The sequence below is a fragment of the Pedobacter sp. Leaf216 genome (assembly GCF_001421515.1).
GTDB lineage: Bacteria > Bacteroidota > Bacteroidia > Sphingobacteriales > Sphingobacteriaceae > Pedobacter.
This window is the reverse complement of record NZ_LMKM01000037.1, coordinates 135460-153386: the sequence shown is the minus strand read 5'-3', so window position 1 is coordinate 153386 and position 17927 is coordinate 135460. Positions and strand designations below refer to the sequence as shown.

The following is a 17927-nucleotide window of genomic DNA, read 5'->3' as shown; positions in this document are numbered from 1 at the left end:
ACTAAAGACTAAAGCTCAAAGCAGCTTTGGTCTTTAAGCTTTCCGCTTTAACCTTACATAAGTATGTCTTACAAAAAGGATAATAAATTAAAAAGCAATTTCACATCAATCACGATTAGCTTATCGTCTCCAGAAATTATTTTGGAACGTTCAAGCGGTGAGGTGTTGAAACCAGAAACCATTAATTACCGTACTTACAAACCTGAACGTGATGGTTTGTTCTGTGAGCGTATTTTTGGTCCGGTAAAAGATTACGAATGTCATTGCGGTAAATACAAACGTATCCGTTATAAAGGTATTGTTTGCGATCGTTGTGGTGTTGAAGTAACTGAGAAAAAAGTACGTCGTGAGCGTATGGGACACATTGCTTTAGTGGTTCCTGTTGCACACATCTGGTACTTCCGCTCTTTACCAAACAAAATCGGTTATTTATTAGGTTTACCTACTAAAAAATTAGATTTAATTATCTACTATGAGCGTTACGTAGTTATTCAATCAGGCTTAATGGCTGAAGAAGGTATCAACTATATGGACTTCTTAACGGAAGAAGAATATTTAGATATTTTAGATAAATTACCTAAAGAAAACCAATATTTAGATGATAAAGATCCTAATAAATTCATCGCCAAAATGGGTGCTGAAGCATTAGAAGATTTATTAAAACGTATTGATTTAGATACTTTATCTTATGATTTACGTCACCAGGCTGCTAACGAAACTTCTCAACAACGTAAAAATGAGGCTTTAAAACGTCTTCAGGTTGTTGAAGCTTTCCGTGGTGCTAATACACGTATTGAGAATCGCCCTGAGTGGATGATTGTTAAAATTGTTCCGGTTATTCCACCAGAATTACGTCCTTTAGTTCCATTAGAAGGTGGCCGTTTTGCAACTTCAGATTTAAATGATTTATACCGTCGTGTAATTATCCGTAACAACCGTTTAAAACGTTTGATCGAGATTAAAGCACCAGAGGTAATTTTACGTAACGAAAAACGTATGTTGCAGGAAGCTGTAGATTCGTTATTCGATAACTCACGTAAAGTTAACGCGGTAAAAACTGAAGGTAACCGTGCTTTGAAATCGCTTTCAGATATCTTGAAAGGTAAACAAGGTCGTTTCCGTCAGAATTTATTGGGTAAACGTGTGGATTATTCAGCTCGTTCGGTAATTGTTGTAGGGCCTAGCCTTAAATTACACGAGTGCGGTATTCCTAAAGATATGGCTGCTGAACTTTACAAACCATTCATTATCCGTAAGATGATTGAGCGTGGTGTTGTAAAAACAGTTAAATCTGCTAAGAAAATCGTTGATAGAAAAGATCCGTTAGTTTGGGATATTTTAGAAAATGTATTAAAAGGTCACCCGGTATTATTAAACCGTGCACCTACCTTACACAGACTAGGTATTCAGGCTTTCCAGCCAAAATTAATTGAAGGAAAAGCAATCCAGTTACACCCGTTAGTTTGTACTGCATTCAACGCCGATTTTGATGGTGACCAGATGGCTGTGCATTTACCTTTAGGTAATGCAGCAATTTTGGAAGCCCAGGTTTTGATGCTTGCAGCACACAATATCTTAAACCCTGCTAACGGTACACCAATTACAGTACCTTCTCAGGATATGGTTTTGGGTCTTTATTATATTACTAAAGGCCGCAGAACTGATGATTCGAGAGTTGTAAAAGGACAGGATTCAAATTTCTATTCTCCGGAAGAAGTTATTATTGCTTATAACGAAAAAGAATTAGACTTGCACGCATTTATCAAAGTAAGGGTAAATGTTAAACAAGCTGACGGTTCTATCGTTAATAAATTAACTGAAACTACTGTCGGTAGGGTATTGTTTAACCAGATGGTTCCTGAAGAGGTAGGTTATATCAATGAACTATTAACCAAAAAATCTTTAAGGGATATTATTGGTGAAGTAGTGAAAATGACTGGTATGGCCCGTGCTTCACAATTCTTGGATGATATCAAAGAATTAGGTTTCAGAATGGCATTCCAGGGAGGTTTATCGTTCAACTTACAAGACGTAAACATTCCGGTAGAAAAACATACTTTATTAGAACAGGCAGCTGCTGAGGTTGAAGAGGTAAGAAACAACTATAATATGGGTTTCATTACCAACAACGAACGTTACAACCAGATTATCGATATCTGGACCCGTATCAACAACAGGTTAACTACTTTCGTTATGACTCAGTTATCTAGCGATAACCAAGGTTTTAACTCAGTTTACATGATGCTTGATTCTGGTGCACGTGGATCTAAAGAGCAGATTCGTCAGCTTTGCGGAATGCGTGGTTTGATGGCGAAACCTCAAAAATCTGGTTCAGGTGGTGATATCATTGAAAACCCGATCTTATCAAACTTTAAAGAAGGTTTATCGGTATTAGAGTACTTTATCTCTACTCACGGTGCGCGTAAAGGTTTGGCAGATACGGCGTTAAAAACAGCGGATGCGGGTTACTTAACCCGTCGTTTACATGATGTGGCGCAGGATATGATTGTTAATGATAATGACTGTGGTACTTTAAGAGGTATGTATACTACCGCTTTAAAAGATCAGGAAGATATTGTTGAGCCATTATACGACAGGATTTTAGGCCGTACTTCACTACATGATGTGTACAATCCTTTGGATAACACATTATTGGTAGGTGCTGGTGAAGATATTAACGAAGATGTTGCTAAATTGATCGAAGAATCTCCTTTAGAGGGTATCGAGATCCGTTCAGTATTAACTTGCGAATCAAAACGTGGTGTTTGTGCATTATGTTATGGCCGTAACTTGGCATCAGGTAAACGTGTTCAGAGAGGTGAGGCAGTTGGTGTAATTGCAGCACAATCAATCGGTGAGCCGGGTACACAGTTAACACTTCGTACTTTCCACGTGGGTGGTACTGCATCAAACATTGCTGCAGAATCTAACATCGTAGCTAAGTTTGATGGTGTAATCGAATTCGAAAATATCCGTACTGTTGATACTCAAACAGAAGATGGAACAGTTCAGGTAGTATTGGGCCGTTCAGGCGAGTTCAAAATTGTTGAACCAGGAACCGGACGTATCATTGTAACCAACAACATTCCTTACGGTGCATTCTTGTTCGTTAAAGAAGGTGATAAACTTTCAAAAGGTGATAAAATCTGTTCATGGGATCCGTACAACGCGGTTATTCTTTCAGAATTTGCCGGTAAAGCACAATTTGATGCAATTATTGAAGGTGTAACCTTCCGTGAAGAATCAGATGAGCAAACTGGTCACCGTGAAAAAGTGATTATCGATACACGTGATAAAACTAAAAACCCTTCTGTTCAAATTGTTGATAAGAAAGGTGAATTTATCAAAGGTTATAACATTCCGGTAGGTGCTCACGTTTCAGTTGATGAAGGTGAAGCTATCCAAACTGGTCAGATTATCGCTAAAATTCCTCGTGCAACTGGTAAAACTCGAGATATTACAGGAGGTTTGCCTCGTGTAACGGAATTATTTGAAGCACGTAACCCATCTAACCCAGCTGTAGTAACTGAGATTGATGGTGTGGTAACTTTAGGTGGCGTTAAACGTGGTAACCGTGAAATCACAATCGAATCGAAAGATGGTGAAGTTAAAAAATACCTAGTTCCATTGTCGAAACACATCCTTGTACAGGATAATGACTTTGTGAAAGCGGGTATGCCTTTATCAGATGGTTCAATTTCTCCAGCAGATATCTTATCAATTAAAGGCCCTGCAGCGGTTCAAGAATACTTAGTAAATGGTATTCAAGAGGTTTACCGTTTACAAGGTGTGAAAATTAACGATAAGCACTTTGAAGTAATTGTTCACCAGATGATGCAGAAAGTTCACATTGAAGATCCAGGTGATACTATTTTCTTAGAAAACAATGCTGTTGACCGTTGGGATTTTGCTGACGAGAACGATGCAATGTACGATAAGAAAGTTGTTGAAGATGCAGGTGATTCTACAGACTTAAAACCAGGTCAAATTGTTTCATTACGTAGATTAAGAGACGAAAATTCTCAATTGAAACGTAAGGATTTAAAACAGATCACGGTTAGAGATGCCAGACCAGCAACTGCAAGTTCTATCTTACAAGGTATTACACGTGCATCATTAGGTACTAAATCGTTCATTTCTGCGGCTTCGTTCCAGGAAACTACGAAAGTATTAAATGAGGCAGCAATTGCAGGTAAACGCGATAATATGTTAGGCTTAAAAGAAAACGTGATCGTTGGTCACTTAATCCCTTCAGGTACTGGTGTACGTGGTTACGAAAGAATCATTGTTGGTTCTCAAGAAGAATACGATAAATTATTGGCTTCAAAACAAGAAGAAGTAGAAGCTTAGTATTTTCTGATATTTATTTTAAACTCCCTCACCCTTAGTGAGGGAGTTTTTTGTTTGGAATAGATTTTGTAACTTTAATAAAAAAATAAATACATGAGTGTTTCAGAAATTCAACTTTTTCAGATCTTAAAAGCTAAGCTTGGCGAGCAGGAAGCAGAGCAGTTGGTTTCTTATGTAAAAGATGAAGTTAAATCTGAGTTTGAAAATAAGCGTGAGGTTTTGGCTACTAAAGAAGATTTAGCTAATTCAAAGGCAGATATTATAAAATGGATGTTTATATTTTGGATTGGCCAGATAGCCGTTACAATTGGATTTATTTTATTATTTATCAATAAGTAAGTCGTATTATTATTTATAATTACAGCGCCTTCAACAATAATGGGACTTTTAACTTTATGTGGAATTGTATCAATTTTGTTACAATCCATCAAACGTTTGCGTAAAGCCCGCTCTGTAATCTCTTAACCTTATACTGATCGGTTTCATTAACTTAGGTTTATGAAGTTTTTATCAGTAATATTATTGCTGGGTTTTGGCTTAACCAGTGCTGCCCAGGATGTTAGTTTGGCACTCCAAAAACCACTACGGCCAAGTAAAGAAAACATAAATAATAATTGGCAGCGCATCAGCAATTCATTAAATATTAGTTTTGCCAGCAGCAATATAAGATTTCCAAAAGAATTACTGCCGCAGATTGCAATGCAAAATTCATGGAACACCTCAGCCTGGAAGGGCGAAAAGATACATACCCAATTACTGCTTTGGACTAAAAACAATCTAGATCACATAAATATCCAGCTCTCAGATCTCAAAGATCAAACAGGAAACCACATCAAGAAAGAAAATCTTAGCGCGGGTTTAATAAAATATGTCATTACAGATGAGTTTAGAGATGGCTGTGGTTACCGCAAAGCTGCAGATTTTGATTCATCTTATGTGGCTGACCTGATCGACACAAAAAACAACAATATTACCGTTAAAGCCCAAAATACGCAACCTGTTTGGCTGAGTATAAAAATTCCTTCAAATATTCAAGTCGGAACCTATTCCGGAACAGTTAAAATTACTGCCGAAAAAGAATATAAATTACCTATTGAAATTAAGGTGATAGATAAAGTACTTCCACCGCCAAATGAGTGGAAATATGACTTAGATTTATGGCAGCACCCTGCAGCTATTGCCAGGGTGCATAATGTAAAGTTGTGGAGTAATGAACATTTCGCACTAATGAAACCCTATTATGAAATGTTGGCAAATGCCGGGCAAAAAACCATCACTGCAAGTATTGTGAACGAAGCATGGGGCCATCAAACTTATGATGATTACCCGAGTTTAATCAATTGGACTAAGAAAAAAGATGGCTCCTGGACCTATGATTATGCATTGTTTGATAAATATATCTCATTTGTAATGACTACGGGTATCAACCAGCGCATTAATTGTTATAGCATGGTTCCTTGGAAAATTGCTTTTAACTATTGGGATGAAGCTACTCAAAAAGAAGCTGTTTTTACTGATGCCATTGGTACACCTGCTTATGATGCATTTTGGAAAACCATGCTTACTGATTTTACCAAACACTTAAAAACAAAAAACTGGTTTGCTAAAACATACATTGCTATGGATGAACGCCCGATGAAAGCGATGCAAGCTGTAATAAAATTATTGAAAAGTATTGATCCAAACTGGAAAATCGCACTAGCCGGAGAGTATCATCAGGAGATAGAAAAAGATATTGATAATTATTGCATCGCATCAAAATGGGAATTCCCGGCAGAAATATTACAGAAAAGAACCAAGGAAGGTAAAATTAGCACCTGGTATACCTGTTGTACAGAGCCTTATCCCAATGCATTTAGTTTTTCGTCGCCTGCAGAACAAGTATGGATGGGCTGGTATACCGCATATAAAAATATGGATGGTTACGTAAGGTGGGCATATAACAGCTGGACAAAAAATCCTTTAACAGATACCCGTTTCACCGCTTGGCCAGCTGGAGACACTTATCAGGTTTATCCAGGACCATTATCTTCGGTAAGATTCGAAAAATTGATTGAGGGTGCCCAGGATTTCGAAAAGATTAAACAGCTTCAATCATTTTATATTAAAACCAAAAATGCAGCATCTCTAAATGAGTTGAACACAGCTTTAAAGAAATTCGAAATCAAATCTTTATCAACGATAACAGCAGATGAAACCTTACAAAACGTGAAACAATTATTAAATAAATAACTAAAATGAAACCTAATCTTTTTTTGCTCTCTTTACTTTTCTCTTTGGCTTTTTGTAAATCTATTTGCGCACAGGGTGTCGACAATATTAAGTGGTTTAACCCAATGGAGAACAGTTATCCAACATTAAAGGGGAAAGCCTGGCAAAACCCCGACAGCCTTAACTATTTTAACCGTTTACCCACTGAAGCCGAAAAAAATGTTCGTAAAGAAGTTTGGGATCTGGCCAAAAATACCGCAGGTGAGTATATAGATTTTTATACCACAGCGCAACAAATTGTAGTAAAATACCAATTGAAAGCGGGTAAAAATTTAGAAAACATGCCAACTTTAGGGGTAAGCGGATTAGATTTATATGCACAGGATTTTCAAAATAAATGGCATTGGATCAAAGCCAAATACAGCTATAAAGACACCATTACTTATGCTTATGGAAATTTCAACCAATCCGTAAAAATTAAGCGGTTCCGTTTGTATTTGCCTTTGTATAATGCCCCTAAATGGTTAAAATTAGGCGTAAATGCTAATGCAGAGCTTAAAGTTGAAGAAGCCAACGAAAAAGCACCTCTTGTATTTTACGGTACATCTATAATGCAAGGTGCAAGTGCTGGCCGCCCTGGTATGGCCTGGTTAAATATTTTGGGCAGAAAATTGGCTCAGCCCGTTATTAACCTTGGGTTTTCGGGTAACGGCCGTTTGGAAAGCCCACTGATCGATTTAATGAATCAAACAGATGCTAAGTTATTTGTGCTCGACTGTCAGCCTAATTTAACTGATAAAAAAGTTTATCCGGCTGAAGAAATTGAAAAGCGAATTACCAGTTCAGTGCAAGGTTTAAAGGCCAAACACCCCAATACGCCTATTTTATTGGTTGAACATAGCTCAGGTTTGGATCAGGTTAATTTGGATAGCGTATTAACAGGTAATTACAGTTGGACCTCTAAAGTGTTAAACAATACTTATCAAAAACTTAAGAAATCAGGAATTAAAGATCTTTATATCTTAACTGCTAAAGAAATTGGATTCACTGACGACAGCACCATTGATGGCACCCATCCTAACGATTTTGGCATGATGCAATATGCAGATGCCTACGAGAAAATAATCAACAGAATATTAGCGGTAAAAAAATAATTGATTGTACTCCGGTTAAGCTAGTAATCTAAATATAGCTAATAACTACATAACCATTTTAAACCAAATATAATTAAGCATTCAAACAAACAAATGAGAAAATTAATATTTACATCGGCCATTATGGCTTCATTTATTGCAAATGCCTTTGCACAAAGTGATGGTATAAAACCGCAAAATACCATTGCAGTTGCAGCGGATGATAGCAAAGCCACCATTATTGCAAAAGCAAGCCATGTAGTACCCACTTCAAACCAGTTAAGTGCTTTAAAAAATGAATTTATCGCGTTTATCCACATCGGACCTAATACTTTTACTAGGATGGAGTGGGGGAACGGTAAAGAAGATCCTAAAGTTTTTGACCTGAAAGAATTACATACCGACCAATGGTGTCAGTCTATGAAATCGGCAGGGATGAAAATGGTTATCATCACCGTAAAACACCATGATGGGTTTGTACTTTGGCAGAGTAGGTACACCAACCACGGTATCATGACAACAGGTTTTGAAAATGGTAAAGGTGATATTTTAAAAAATCTGTCTGCATCCTGCAAAAAGTACGGACTAAAATTGGGCATTTACTTATCTCCGGCAGATTTATATCAGATCGAAAGTCCTGAAGGCCTGTATGGTAACTTAAGTAAAGTAACAACCAGGACCATACCCCGCGAAGTGGCCGGCAGACCGTTTGCAAACAAAACTAAATTTAATTTCGAAGTTGACGACTACAACGAATATTTCTTAAACCAGCTGTTCGAAGTTTTAACAGAATATGGTAAGGTAGATGAAGTGTGGTTTGATGGCGCACACCCTAAAACCAAGGGCGGCCAAAAATATAATTATATTGCATGGAAAAAGCTGATCCATACATTGGCACCAAAAGCCGTTATTTTCGGTAAAGAAGATATCCGTTGGTGCGGAAATGAAGCTGGAGGAACCCGTGAAACAGAATGGAATGTACTTCCTTATAGCGAAAACCCGGATACTGCTACTCATTTTCCAGATTTAACAGCTAAAGATTTAGGGAGCAATAATGAACTTTACAAAGCCAAATACTTGCATTATCAACAGGCAGAAACCAATACTTCAATAAGAGAGGGTTGGTTTTACCGCGATGATGATAAACAAAAAGTGCGTAGTGCTGATGATGTTTTTGATATTTATGAACGTTCGGTAGGGGGGAACTCTACTTTTTTGCTGAATATTCCGCCCAATCGTGATGGAAAATTTTCAAAAGAAGATGTAAGCGTATTAAATGAGGTGGGGAAACGCATTAAAGAAACGTATGACAAAAATCTATTTTCGGGTGCTAAGGGATTTAAGCAAGTGCTTGATAATGATTTGAATACATGTGTTTTACTTGCTGATAAACAAAAAAGTATTGTAATTTCTACCATAAAGCCGGTTACTGTAAACCGGATTGTTGTTCAGGAAGATATTGCAAGCCATAGTGAACGCGTGGTACAACATCAATTAGACGCCTGGATTGCAAATAAATGGCAAAAAATTGCCGAAGCAAGCAATATCGGTTACAAAAGAATATTACGTTTTCCTGAAATTACGACATCGAAAATCAGATTAACCATTTTATCATCCAGGGCTAATCCTGCAATCGCGACCATTTCTGCACACTACTACCGTACCCGCCCGCCTCAATTACAGTTCAACAGAGATATAAATGGTTTAACCACCATATCGCCCAAAACACATGAATTTGGTTGGAAACCACACGGAGAAAATGCAACTGCCAACCTGAATAAAGGCATAGAAATTTATTATACTACCGATGGGAGTTTGCCTACTGCAACCGCTAAAAAATATAAAGGGCCGATACAGATTGCGAAAGGAGAAGTAAAGGCAATTGCAATAACCGATAAGGAAAAGGGTGCTTTAGCTGCTGAAACATTTGGAATAGTAAAGAAAGATTGGAAGTTACTGAATATGGATAGTGAAGATGCAAAGCATAATGCCACCATGGCCTTTGATGCCGATAAGAAAACTTACTGGCTTTCTAATTCAAGTGAAAATTTGCATTTTATTGCTATAGATTTTGGTAATATTCACAATTTAAAAGGCTTTATTTATACTCCACCAACTAATTTCGCGGATGGAATGCTTGAAAAAGGAATATTACAAACCAGTAGTGATGGTAAAAACTGGCAAGATGTTGAAACTTTTGAATTTGGTAACCTGATTAACGACCCTACGCCGAGAACACATTATTTTAAAAATAGTATAAACGCACAATATATTCGGATAAAAGCAACCGGAATAGCAGGAAATAAAAAAGCCTTAGCCATTGCCGAGCTTGATTTTGTTGAGAAATAGCAAAGCTTGATCTACCAATAATTAATTTTATTTCGAACATTATATATTAAATTCCACCATTAAGCAGCGGAATTTTTTATTTTTGAGCTATTATGGAAGAACAACAAAACGAAAATCAATTAAATATAGAGTTATCAGAAGAAATTGCTGAAGGAATTTTTTCTAACCTGGCCATCATTACCCATTCAAATACCGAATTTGTACTTGATTTTATTCGTGTGATGCCAGGAATACCAAAGGCCAAGGTAAAATCAAGAATTATTTTGACGCCAGAACATGCTAAACGCTTATTGGCGGCACTGGAAGATAACATTCAGAAATTTGAAGCTGTAAATGGAAGAATCAAAACACAGGAAGAGCCACCTTTTCCGATGGGCTTTGGTGGGCCTACTGCCCAGGCGTAAGCCAATCAAAATTCTTACAAACAAATATTTGTTTACTATGTTAGCATAGTATATATTTGTGATATAACCATTTATAAATGAAAAAAATTTTATTGAGCGCATTACTTTCTGCCCCTCTATGGGTTTTGGGGCAGGGTTTCCAGGTTAATTTACAAGGTCAGAAACAAATTGGTATGGCAGGTGCAGGTTCTGCATTGGCTTTAGATGAGGCTTCCGTATTTTACAATCCCGGTGCAGTAACTTTCTTAGAGAAAAACTCAGTTTCAGCAGGAGTAAACCCATTATTGTTTAAATCAGCTTTCAAACAAAGCGGTTCCAACATTACAGAAAATGTAAAAAACAAAGTTGCTCCACCTTTCGAATTTTATGCCGTTTGGGGTCCAAAATCTAACAAATGGAAATTAGGTTTAGGTGTTTATACACCATTTGGTGGTTTGGTAGATTGGGGTGATAACTGGTCTGGTAAGTATGCCTTAACTTCGTTAAATTTAAAAGCAATTTATTTCCAGCCAACATTGAGCGTTAAAATTACAGATCGTATTGGTATTGGTGCAGGTTTTGTTTATAACCATGGCGATGTAAATCTTCAGCGGGCATTACCGGTAAATTATCCCGACGGTCGCTCAGGCCATGTTACCTTGGATGGTACAGGTAAGGGTTATGGTTGGAATGCAGGTTTGTACATTAAAACCTTAAGCAATATATCGTTTGCGTTGGTTCACAAATCTAAAGTGATTACCAAACTTGATGGTGGAACAGCCGATTTTCAGGTGCCAGGTTCTTTAACTTCATCTTTCCCTGCCGGAAATACATTTAATGCCGAACTGCCTTTACCGGCTACCACCAGTTTGGGAGTTGGTATTCCACTTTCAAAAAGTACAGTTTTAGCATTCGATGCAAGTTGGGTACAATGGCATATTTATCAGGATTTATCTTTTGATTATGCAACAAATACCCCTTCACTGGCCGATACGAAATCAGCCCGTAATTATCGGGATGGATCTTCCTTCAAATTGGGAATTAATCACCGGGCTTCTGAAAAATTAGCATTAAGAGCTGGCGTAGGTTATGCTTTTTCTCCGGTACAGGATGGTTACGTAACTCCTGAGGCACCAGATGCCGACCGTTATATTTTAAGTGCTGGTTTAGGGTATACGCCAACCAGTCATTTCGAAGTTAATGCCTCATTCTTCTTTGAAGATGTAAAATCGCGTAAACAGAAAAACCTTGAAACAGGCTTAGATGGTACTTTTAAAACTTTGGTTTATGCACCAGGGCTTTCGTTAACTTATAAATGGTAGGAGAAATTACAAATGAAAAAATATATATTAAATAGTTTTGTAGCTGCTGCCATTCTTTTTACAGCGGCTTGTAAACCAGAAATTGAAACACCGGCGGGTACTACAGCCGGCCAAGCTAATTTTAGCAAATACATTGCCGTAGGTAATTCTTTAACCTCAGGTTTTGCTGATGGTGGATTATATTTAGAGGGACAAAAAGTAGCTTATCCAAATTTAATTGCGGCCAAAATGGCTACAGTAGGTGGTGGTAGCTTTACTTCTCCTTTTTTTACAGATGCACAAGCTAATGGTTCGGGGTATGTTGCATTAACAGCATTGGTTAACGGTACCCCAACCTTAACTCCGGTTACAGATAAATTGGCTTACATTGATGCGGCAAAGCATTTAGCCAAATACACCACTGAGATTCAAAACTTAGGTATCCCAGGCATGCGTGTCGATTTATCTTTTGACCCATCTTTAACTTTTAGTGCGGCTAATCCTTATTTCGAGCGTTTATTAACTGATGCGCAAGTTGGTAAAACGAATTACTTTCAGTACATACAGGGCAGAAACCACACCTTTTTCTCACTTTGGTTGGGCAATAATGATGTGTTAGGGTATGCTTTAAATGGAGCGGTTACCGTTAACGGAGATCCAACTACGGTTTTAACAGATAAGGTTACTTTTTCATCGCTATATGCTAATTTGGTAAATGCATTATCTGCAGGTGGGCAAAAAGGTATTGTTGGTACGATACCTGATGTAACTGCAATTCCTTATTTTAATACGGTAACGGTAGCAGCTTTATTAAATGCAGCCAAAGCAATCAATCCTGCGGCAGCAGCAATTTATATTCAAACCGGAACAGGCGCAGTTAGGGCTGCAACTGCTGAAGATTTAATCCGTTTGCCATTTCAAACAGCTGGTTTGTTTGGTCAGGGTGCTATTCCTTACGGCTTACACCCACTAAATCCAATTACCAGTAATTGGGTACTGGATAAAGATGAGGTTATAAAAGTGAAAGATTACGTAAACAGTTACAACAGCAGTATTAAATCTTTAGCTACAAGTAAAGGTTTGGCCATAGCTGATACTTATACTTATTTTAACCAGGTTAAAGTGGGAATGAATATCCAAGGTATTGGTATTAATTCTGCTTTTATTTCAGGTGGTGCTTTTTCTTTGGATGGGATACATTTAACGCCACGTGGAAATGCGGTAATTGCCAATGTATTCATTGATGCAATTAATGCAAAGTATGGTTCTACCATACCTACAGTGGATATTACACAATATAGGGGAGTAAAATTTCCTGACACGAAATAGTTAAAAAGAGGTTGTATCAATAAGATAACTTCTGAGTTGGGATCAAATTTTTGATGCAACCTCTTTTATTTGTTGCTCATTTGGGTTTCTATAAAATCAATAATTTGAGCGCCTTCATCAGGCTCAAACCATTTAATTTCTTCATCCCTTCTAAACCAGGTAAGCTGGCGTTTTGCAAAGCGGCGGGTATTTTGTTTAATAGCAGTTATTGCTTCCTCTAGCGATACTTTCCCATCAAAATAATCAAAAATTTCACTATATCCTACGGTATTTAAGGCATTAAACTGTTTAAAAGGGGTTAAAGTGGCTACTTCTTCCAATAAACCATTTTCCACCATTTTATCTACCCGCTCATTAATTCTGTTGTACAAAACAGCTCTATCGGTATTTAACCCAATTTTGATAATACTGAATGGTCTTTCCTTTTTAGTGGCCGATAACATTGAAGAAAGCTTTTGCCCTGTGGATAAAAAAACTTCCAATCCGCGGATCATCCTTTGTGGATTTTGTTGATCTACTTTTGCAAAATATTCCGGATCTACTTTGGCCAATTGCTCCTGAATAACAGCTAAACCTTCATTTTCGAATTGATTGTTTAATTTTTCCCTAATGGATAAATCAATATCCGGCATTTCATCCAAACCATTAATAAGCGCATTGATGTATAGCCCTGAACCGCCAACCATTATAGCTGTATCATGGTACTTAAAAATTTCATCGAGTATATTTAAAGCTTCCAATTCGAAATCGCCGGTGCTAAACAGTTGTTTTACCGAATGTGAATTGATAAAGTGGTGCTTGGCTGCTGCTAGTTCTACTGCATCGGGTTTGGCCGTTCCAATTTCCATTTCTTTAAAAAACTGACGCGAATCTGCTGAGATAATTTCTGTATCTAAATGTGTAGCCAGTTTAATAGCTAAAGCTGTTTTTCCAATTGCGGTAGGTCCAACAATGGCTATTAGTGTTTTTGGCTTTTTAGTAGTTTGATCTGCAGGTAACATGATTTTTTTAAAAGAAAAAGTCAGATGTAAACACCTGACTTGATATAATTAAATTATAAATTAAGCACTACGAAGCTGAACTGAATCTTAAAGTGATCGGATCAGCAACATATATGGCAAAAAAATTAATAATCATCTTTATGGCTATCATCTTCGAAGTTGTCGCTATCAGAAAACTCATCGCCAAATTCGTCGCTTTCGCTTTCATCTTCTTCATCTCTTTCTTCCTCATTAATGCCCATATCGCCCATTGCTTCTAGTTCGTCGGTATCTTCAGGAACAAAATTCATTTCATTCAAAAAATCAAATTCGCCTGCTACTGCACCAGCAGATGCGCCAGGATCGGTAATAGATGCATTGCTGCTTTCGAAAATTTTTGGTGCCTCACCACTGCTTTTGGCTAAAAATGGATATTCAATATTCGGGTCGGCATCTAAAATGATTTTTACAAGCTCCACATGAAAATCGTATGGGCGGTCGAAATTATAGATATAGTAAAATTTTTGGTGCGGATCTTCAATAAAACCACTCAATTTGGAGTTTTCCATTAAAACTACACGATCTTTTTTACGTTCGCTCGGTAAATAAGCAATTTCATCACCCTTTAACCAGTTATCGGTGCTAACATAAAAAGATGAAGATTTTTCGGCATTATAACCCGTAGATCTGTGAATAGCCTTGTGCAGGTCTTCAAATGTTTGGTTTGATTTAATGTCGATCTCTCTCACAACATCATCAAAATCTTCAAAAGTAATTCTAAATTTATAAATAGCCATTATTGTATTTTGGAACCGTAAAAATAAAGTTAATTTATATTACCGCAAACATCAAATGCCACAAAGGCACCTTAATATAGCGTAGAGGCAATTAAATTATTTATTAACAGGATTTAATCCCATTTGTTTTGCCTGAGTAAGCATAAAATTAAACGCTTCATCATAATCATTGGTAATGTGGCCTTCCAGTATGGCCTCCCTGATCGCATTTTTAATTAATCCAACTTCTTTGCCTGCATCTAAGCCAAAAGTCTCCATAATATCATTGCCCGAAATAGGAGGCTGCCAGTTGCGTATTTTGTCGCGTTCTTCTACATCTTTAAGCTTTTGTTTAACAAGCTCAAAGTTGTTTCTGTATTTCGTTTTTTTATATTCGTTTTTGGTAGTAACATCGGCGTTGCAAAGCAACATCAGGCTTTCAATCTCTTCGCCTGCATCAAAAAGCAACCGCCTCACGGCCGAATCTGTTACGGTTTCCTGTGCCAGAACAATTGGGCGTAAATGGAGCTGCACCAGTTTTTGTACATATTTCATTTTCTCATTTAAGGGAAGTTTCAGCTGTGCAAAAATCTTCGGAACCATTCTGGCTCCTCTATCTTCATGGCCGTGGAAGGTCCAGCCGTGGCCTTCTTCAAAACGTTTGGTTGCAGGTTTGGCTATATCGTGTAAAATTGCGGCCCAGCGTAACCACAAGTCTTCGGTAGCTGCACAAATATTATCCAATACTTCTAAAGTATGGTAGAAATTATCTTTATGCCCTTTTCCTTTGATGATTTCGACACCATAAAGTTGCGCCATCTGAGGAAAAATGATATGCAGTAATCCAGTATCAAAAAGGTGTTTAAAACCGATCGAAGGTTTTTTTGAGAGAATGATTTTATTCATTTCATCGGTAATCCTTTCTTTTGATACAATATTAATGCGTTGTTTTTGGGTTTTAATCGCGTTAAGGGCGGCCGGATCAATATCAAAATGAAGCTGTGAAGCGAACCGGATGGCCCGCATCATGCGCAAAGGATCATCAGAAAACGTAATTTCAGGATCAAGGGGTGTACGGATCAGTTTATTTTCTAAATCTTTAAGTCCGTTAAAGGGATCCAACAATTCGCCAAAATGATTGGTATTTAAATTAATTGCCAGTGCATTGATGGTAAAATCCCTGCGGAGTTGGTCGTCTTCCAGGGTACCGTCTTCAACAATCGGTTTTCGCGAATCTGAACGATAAGACTCTTTCCTGGCCCCTACAAATTCGACCTCCAGATCCTGATATTTGATATTAGCCGTACCGAAATTTTTAAAAACGGCCACTTTTGTGTTCAATTTCCGGCCAATTGCTTCAGCATATGCTATCCCACTGCCCACAACAACAACATCAATATCTTTCGAAGGGCGATCTAAAAATAAATCACGAACAAATCCTCCAATTACGTAAGCTTCGATATTGTGCTTATCGGCTATAGTGGATAAGGTTTTGAATATGGGATTTTGGAGGTGCAAGCCCAAATCCTTTGAAGGATACTTGCTGCTTCCTTCGTTCAAATCAGACTGCATATATAAGGGTAATTCATTTGTTCAAAATTAAGAAAAACATTTGGTGGATCAAGAAAACACAAGTTCGATACCTACAGCGGATTGGAACTTACTTTCTGATAAATTCAAATTGTCCGCTTGGAGAAAGTTTCATAATGGTTGAAGGTTTTCTACTGGTCCGGTTTTCCTGTTCAAAATCTACCACATAATCTACAGCTTCAATAATTTCAGGATCTATATCATCAAAAAATTTCGGTGAGGGTTGCCCGCTTAAATTTGCCGAAGTAGAAACAATTGGTTTTCTAAAACGCTGAATTAATGGTGTACAGAAATCATGTTTAACAATTCGAATTCCTACGCTGCCGTCGGCATTAATTACGTTTTCGGCCAGGTTTTTTGCACCAGAAAAAATAATGGTTAAAGGATTTTCTGCATATTCTATTAAATCATATGCTACATCAGGAATTTCTGCAACATAGCTTTGCAATTTGCTGTCTACATCAAGTAAAACAATCAAACTTTTTTCTGCCGGACGGTTTTTGATCTTCAATAATTTATCCACCGCTTCAGCATTGCTGGCATCGCAGCCCAGACCCCAAATGGTATCTGTTGGATAAAGGATAACCCCACCTGATTTTAGTACCTCAAAAGCTTTATTAATCTCATCTCTTAGCATTTTGCAAAGGTAATTTTTAAAAAGGAAGTTAAATAATGTTAATGTTTGCTTTTTAAATTAAACAGTCCATATTTTTATGCAAACGCTAAACAATATGAAGAAATTATTCCTTTTCGCTGTACTTATCAGTTTATCTCAATTGCTTGTTGCCCAGAAAAGGATCATCTTTCATTATCGAAACAATATAAATGTGAGCGGAAGAACAAGTTACATAAAATTGGAACAGTATTACCTGAATGGCAGGTCGTTAGAGCTGTCAATACCAAATGAGGAATTAAAATTAGAGGGGGATACTACGTACAACGGAATCAGGAGGATCACCAGCGTTAAGATCGTACTGAATGACAATGATAAACGGATACCTTTCGTATTGAAATCGCCTGATATTTCTGGCCTTATCTATGCAGAAAGGATATGGCCAAAGGCAACCTATTTAGTAGTGGATACATTAAATAATTTCAATTGGAAAATCTCTACCGAAACAAAGGAAATTAATGGCGAAACTTGCACCAAAGCCGAAACCGACTTTAGAGGACGTAAATATGTGGCATGGTCTAAAAAGGATAATTTAATGAAAATTGGACCATGGAAATTTGGAGGTTTACCGGGTATTATATTTGAAGTGAGTGATATAGACAATATATATCGTTATAGTTTGGAAAATATAGAATATGTTGATCAGTTTCCTGTAGAATTACAAATGCCAAAGGTTTACAACGATGATGAAATGATCAGTCATGGAACATTTATTTTAAAGTGGAAAGCAAATAAAAAGGATTTAGAAAAGGATAATGATGTGGTTAATTATTCTCTAACCGGATCGAGTAACATTAAACATACAGTTGCACCAATTAAAGAATTATACTGATTTTGTAAAATATTTATTCA

Annotated in this window: 13 protein-coding genes; 9 read left to right on the top strand and 4 right to left on the bottom strand. The window is 37.2% G+C overall.

All coding sequences use genetic code 11. The annotated features are described in order from the left end of the window. The first annotated feature begins 63 nt into the window (after positions 1-63). The 8 genes from rpoC to ASE74_RS23250 all read left to right on the top strand — a co-directional run bounded on the left by rpoC (position 64) and on the right by ASE74_RS23250 (position 13056). Entirely contained in the window at positions 64-4350 is a 4287-nt protein-coding gene (rpoC, locus tag ASE74_RS23285) for a DNA-directed RNA polymerase subunit beta' (protein ID WP_055914871.1), read from the top strand. Positions 4351-4443: 93 nt separating this feature from the next. After that, positions 4444-4689 (top strand): hypothetical protein, encoded by a 246-nt coding sequence (locus ASE74_RS23280; RefSeq protein ID WP_055914868.1) that lies wholly within the window; start codon positions 4444-4446, stop codon positions 4687-4689. 159 nt (positions 4690-4848) lie between these two features. Continuing rightward, positions 4849-6582 carry a DUF4091 domain-containing protein gene (locus ASE74_RS23275; RefSeq protein ID WP_082458909.1) on the top strand — a complete coding sequence of 578 codons (1734 nt, stop codon included), beginning with the start codon at positions 4849-4851 and terminating at the stop codon, positions 6580-6582. 5 nt (positions 6583-6587) lie between these two features. Then, positions 6588-7715 carry an SGNH/GDSL hydrolase family protein gene (locus ASE74_RS23270; RefSeq protein ID WP_082458908.1) on the top strand — a complete coding sequence of 376 codons (1128 nt, stop codon included), beginning with the start codon at positions 6588-6590 and terminating at the stop codon, positions 7713-7715. Between the two features lie 93 nt (positions 7716-7808). After that, on the top strand, positions 7809-10043 hold the full coding sequence (locus ASE74_RS23265; protein WP_055914862.1) for an alpha-L-fucosidase: 2235 nt from the start codon (positions 7809-7811) through the stop codon (positions 10041-10043). 92 nt (positions 10044-10135) lie between these two features. Then, a complete protein-coding gene (locus ASE74_RS23260; protein WP_055914859.1) occupies positions 10136-10447 on the top strand; it encodes a DUF3467 domain-containing protein in 312 nt (103 codons plus the stop codon). Between the two features lie 77 nt (positions 10448-10524). After that, positions 10525-11748: an OmpP1/FadL family transporter gene (locus ASE74_RS23255; RefSeq protein WP_055914856.1), complete on the top strand. Its 1224-nt coding sequence runs from the start codon at positions 10525-10527 to the stop codon at positions 11746-11748. A 12-nt stretch (positions 11749-11760) separates the two neighbouring features. After that, positions 11761-13056, top strand: a complete 1296-nt coding sequence (locus ASE74_RS23250) for a G-D-S-L family lipolytic protein (RefSeq protein ID WP_055914853.1) — start codon at positions 11761-11763, stop codon at positions 13054-13056. A 65-nt stretch (positions 13057-13121) separates the two neighbouring features. On the opposite strand, the gene miaA is transcribed toward ASE74_RS23250, so the two are convergent. The 4 genes from miaA to ASE74_RS23230 all read right to left on the bottom strand — a co-directional run bounded on the left by miaA (position 13122) and on the right by ASE74_RS23230 (position 17039). After that, positions 13122-14057 (bottom strand): tRNA (adenosine(37)-N6)-dimethylallyltransferase MiaA, encoded by a 936-nt coding sequence (gene miaA / locus ASE74_RS23245; RefSeq protein ID WP_055914849.1) that lies wholly within the window; start codon positions 14055-14057, stop codon positions 13122-13124. Positions 14058-14182: 125 nt separating this feature from the next. Continuing rightward, the gene (locus ASE74_RS23240; protein ID WP_055914847.1) at positions 14183-14833 is read right to left on the bottom strand and encodes a hypothetical protein; all 651 of its coding nucleotides are present in this window, start codon (positions 14831-14833) and stop codon (positions 14183-14185) included. A gap of 96 nt (positions 14834-14929) precedes the next feature. After that, positions 14930-16384 carry a CCA tRNA nucleotidyltransferase gene (locus ASE74_RS23235; protein WP_055914844.1) on the bottom strand — a complete coding sequence of 485 codons (1455 nt, stop codon included), beginning with the start codon at positions 16382-16384 and terminating at the stop codon, positions 14930-14932. A gap of 88 nt (positions 16385-16472) precedes the next feature. Beyond that, positions 16473-17039 carry an L-threonylcarbamoyladenylate synthase gene (locus tag ASE74_RS23230; protein WP_055914841.1) on the bottom strand — a complete coding sequence of 189 codons (567 nt, stop codon included), beginning with the start codon at positions 17037-17039 and terminating at the stop codon, positions 16473-16475. Between the two features lie 94 nt (positions 17040-17133). Here ASE74_RS23230 and ASE74_RS23225 point away from each other — a divergent pair, with 94 nt between their 5' ends. Further along, entirely contained in the window at positions 17134-17907 is a 774-nt protein-coding gene (locus tag ASE74_RS23225; RefSeq protein ID WP_162235840.1) for a GLPGLI family protein, read from the top strand. Positions 17908-17927 lie beyond the last annotated feature (20 nt).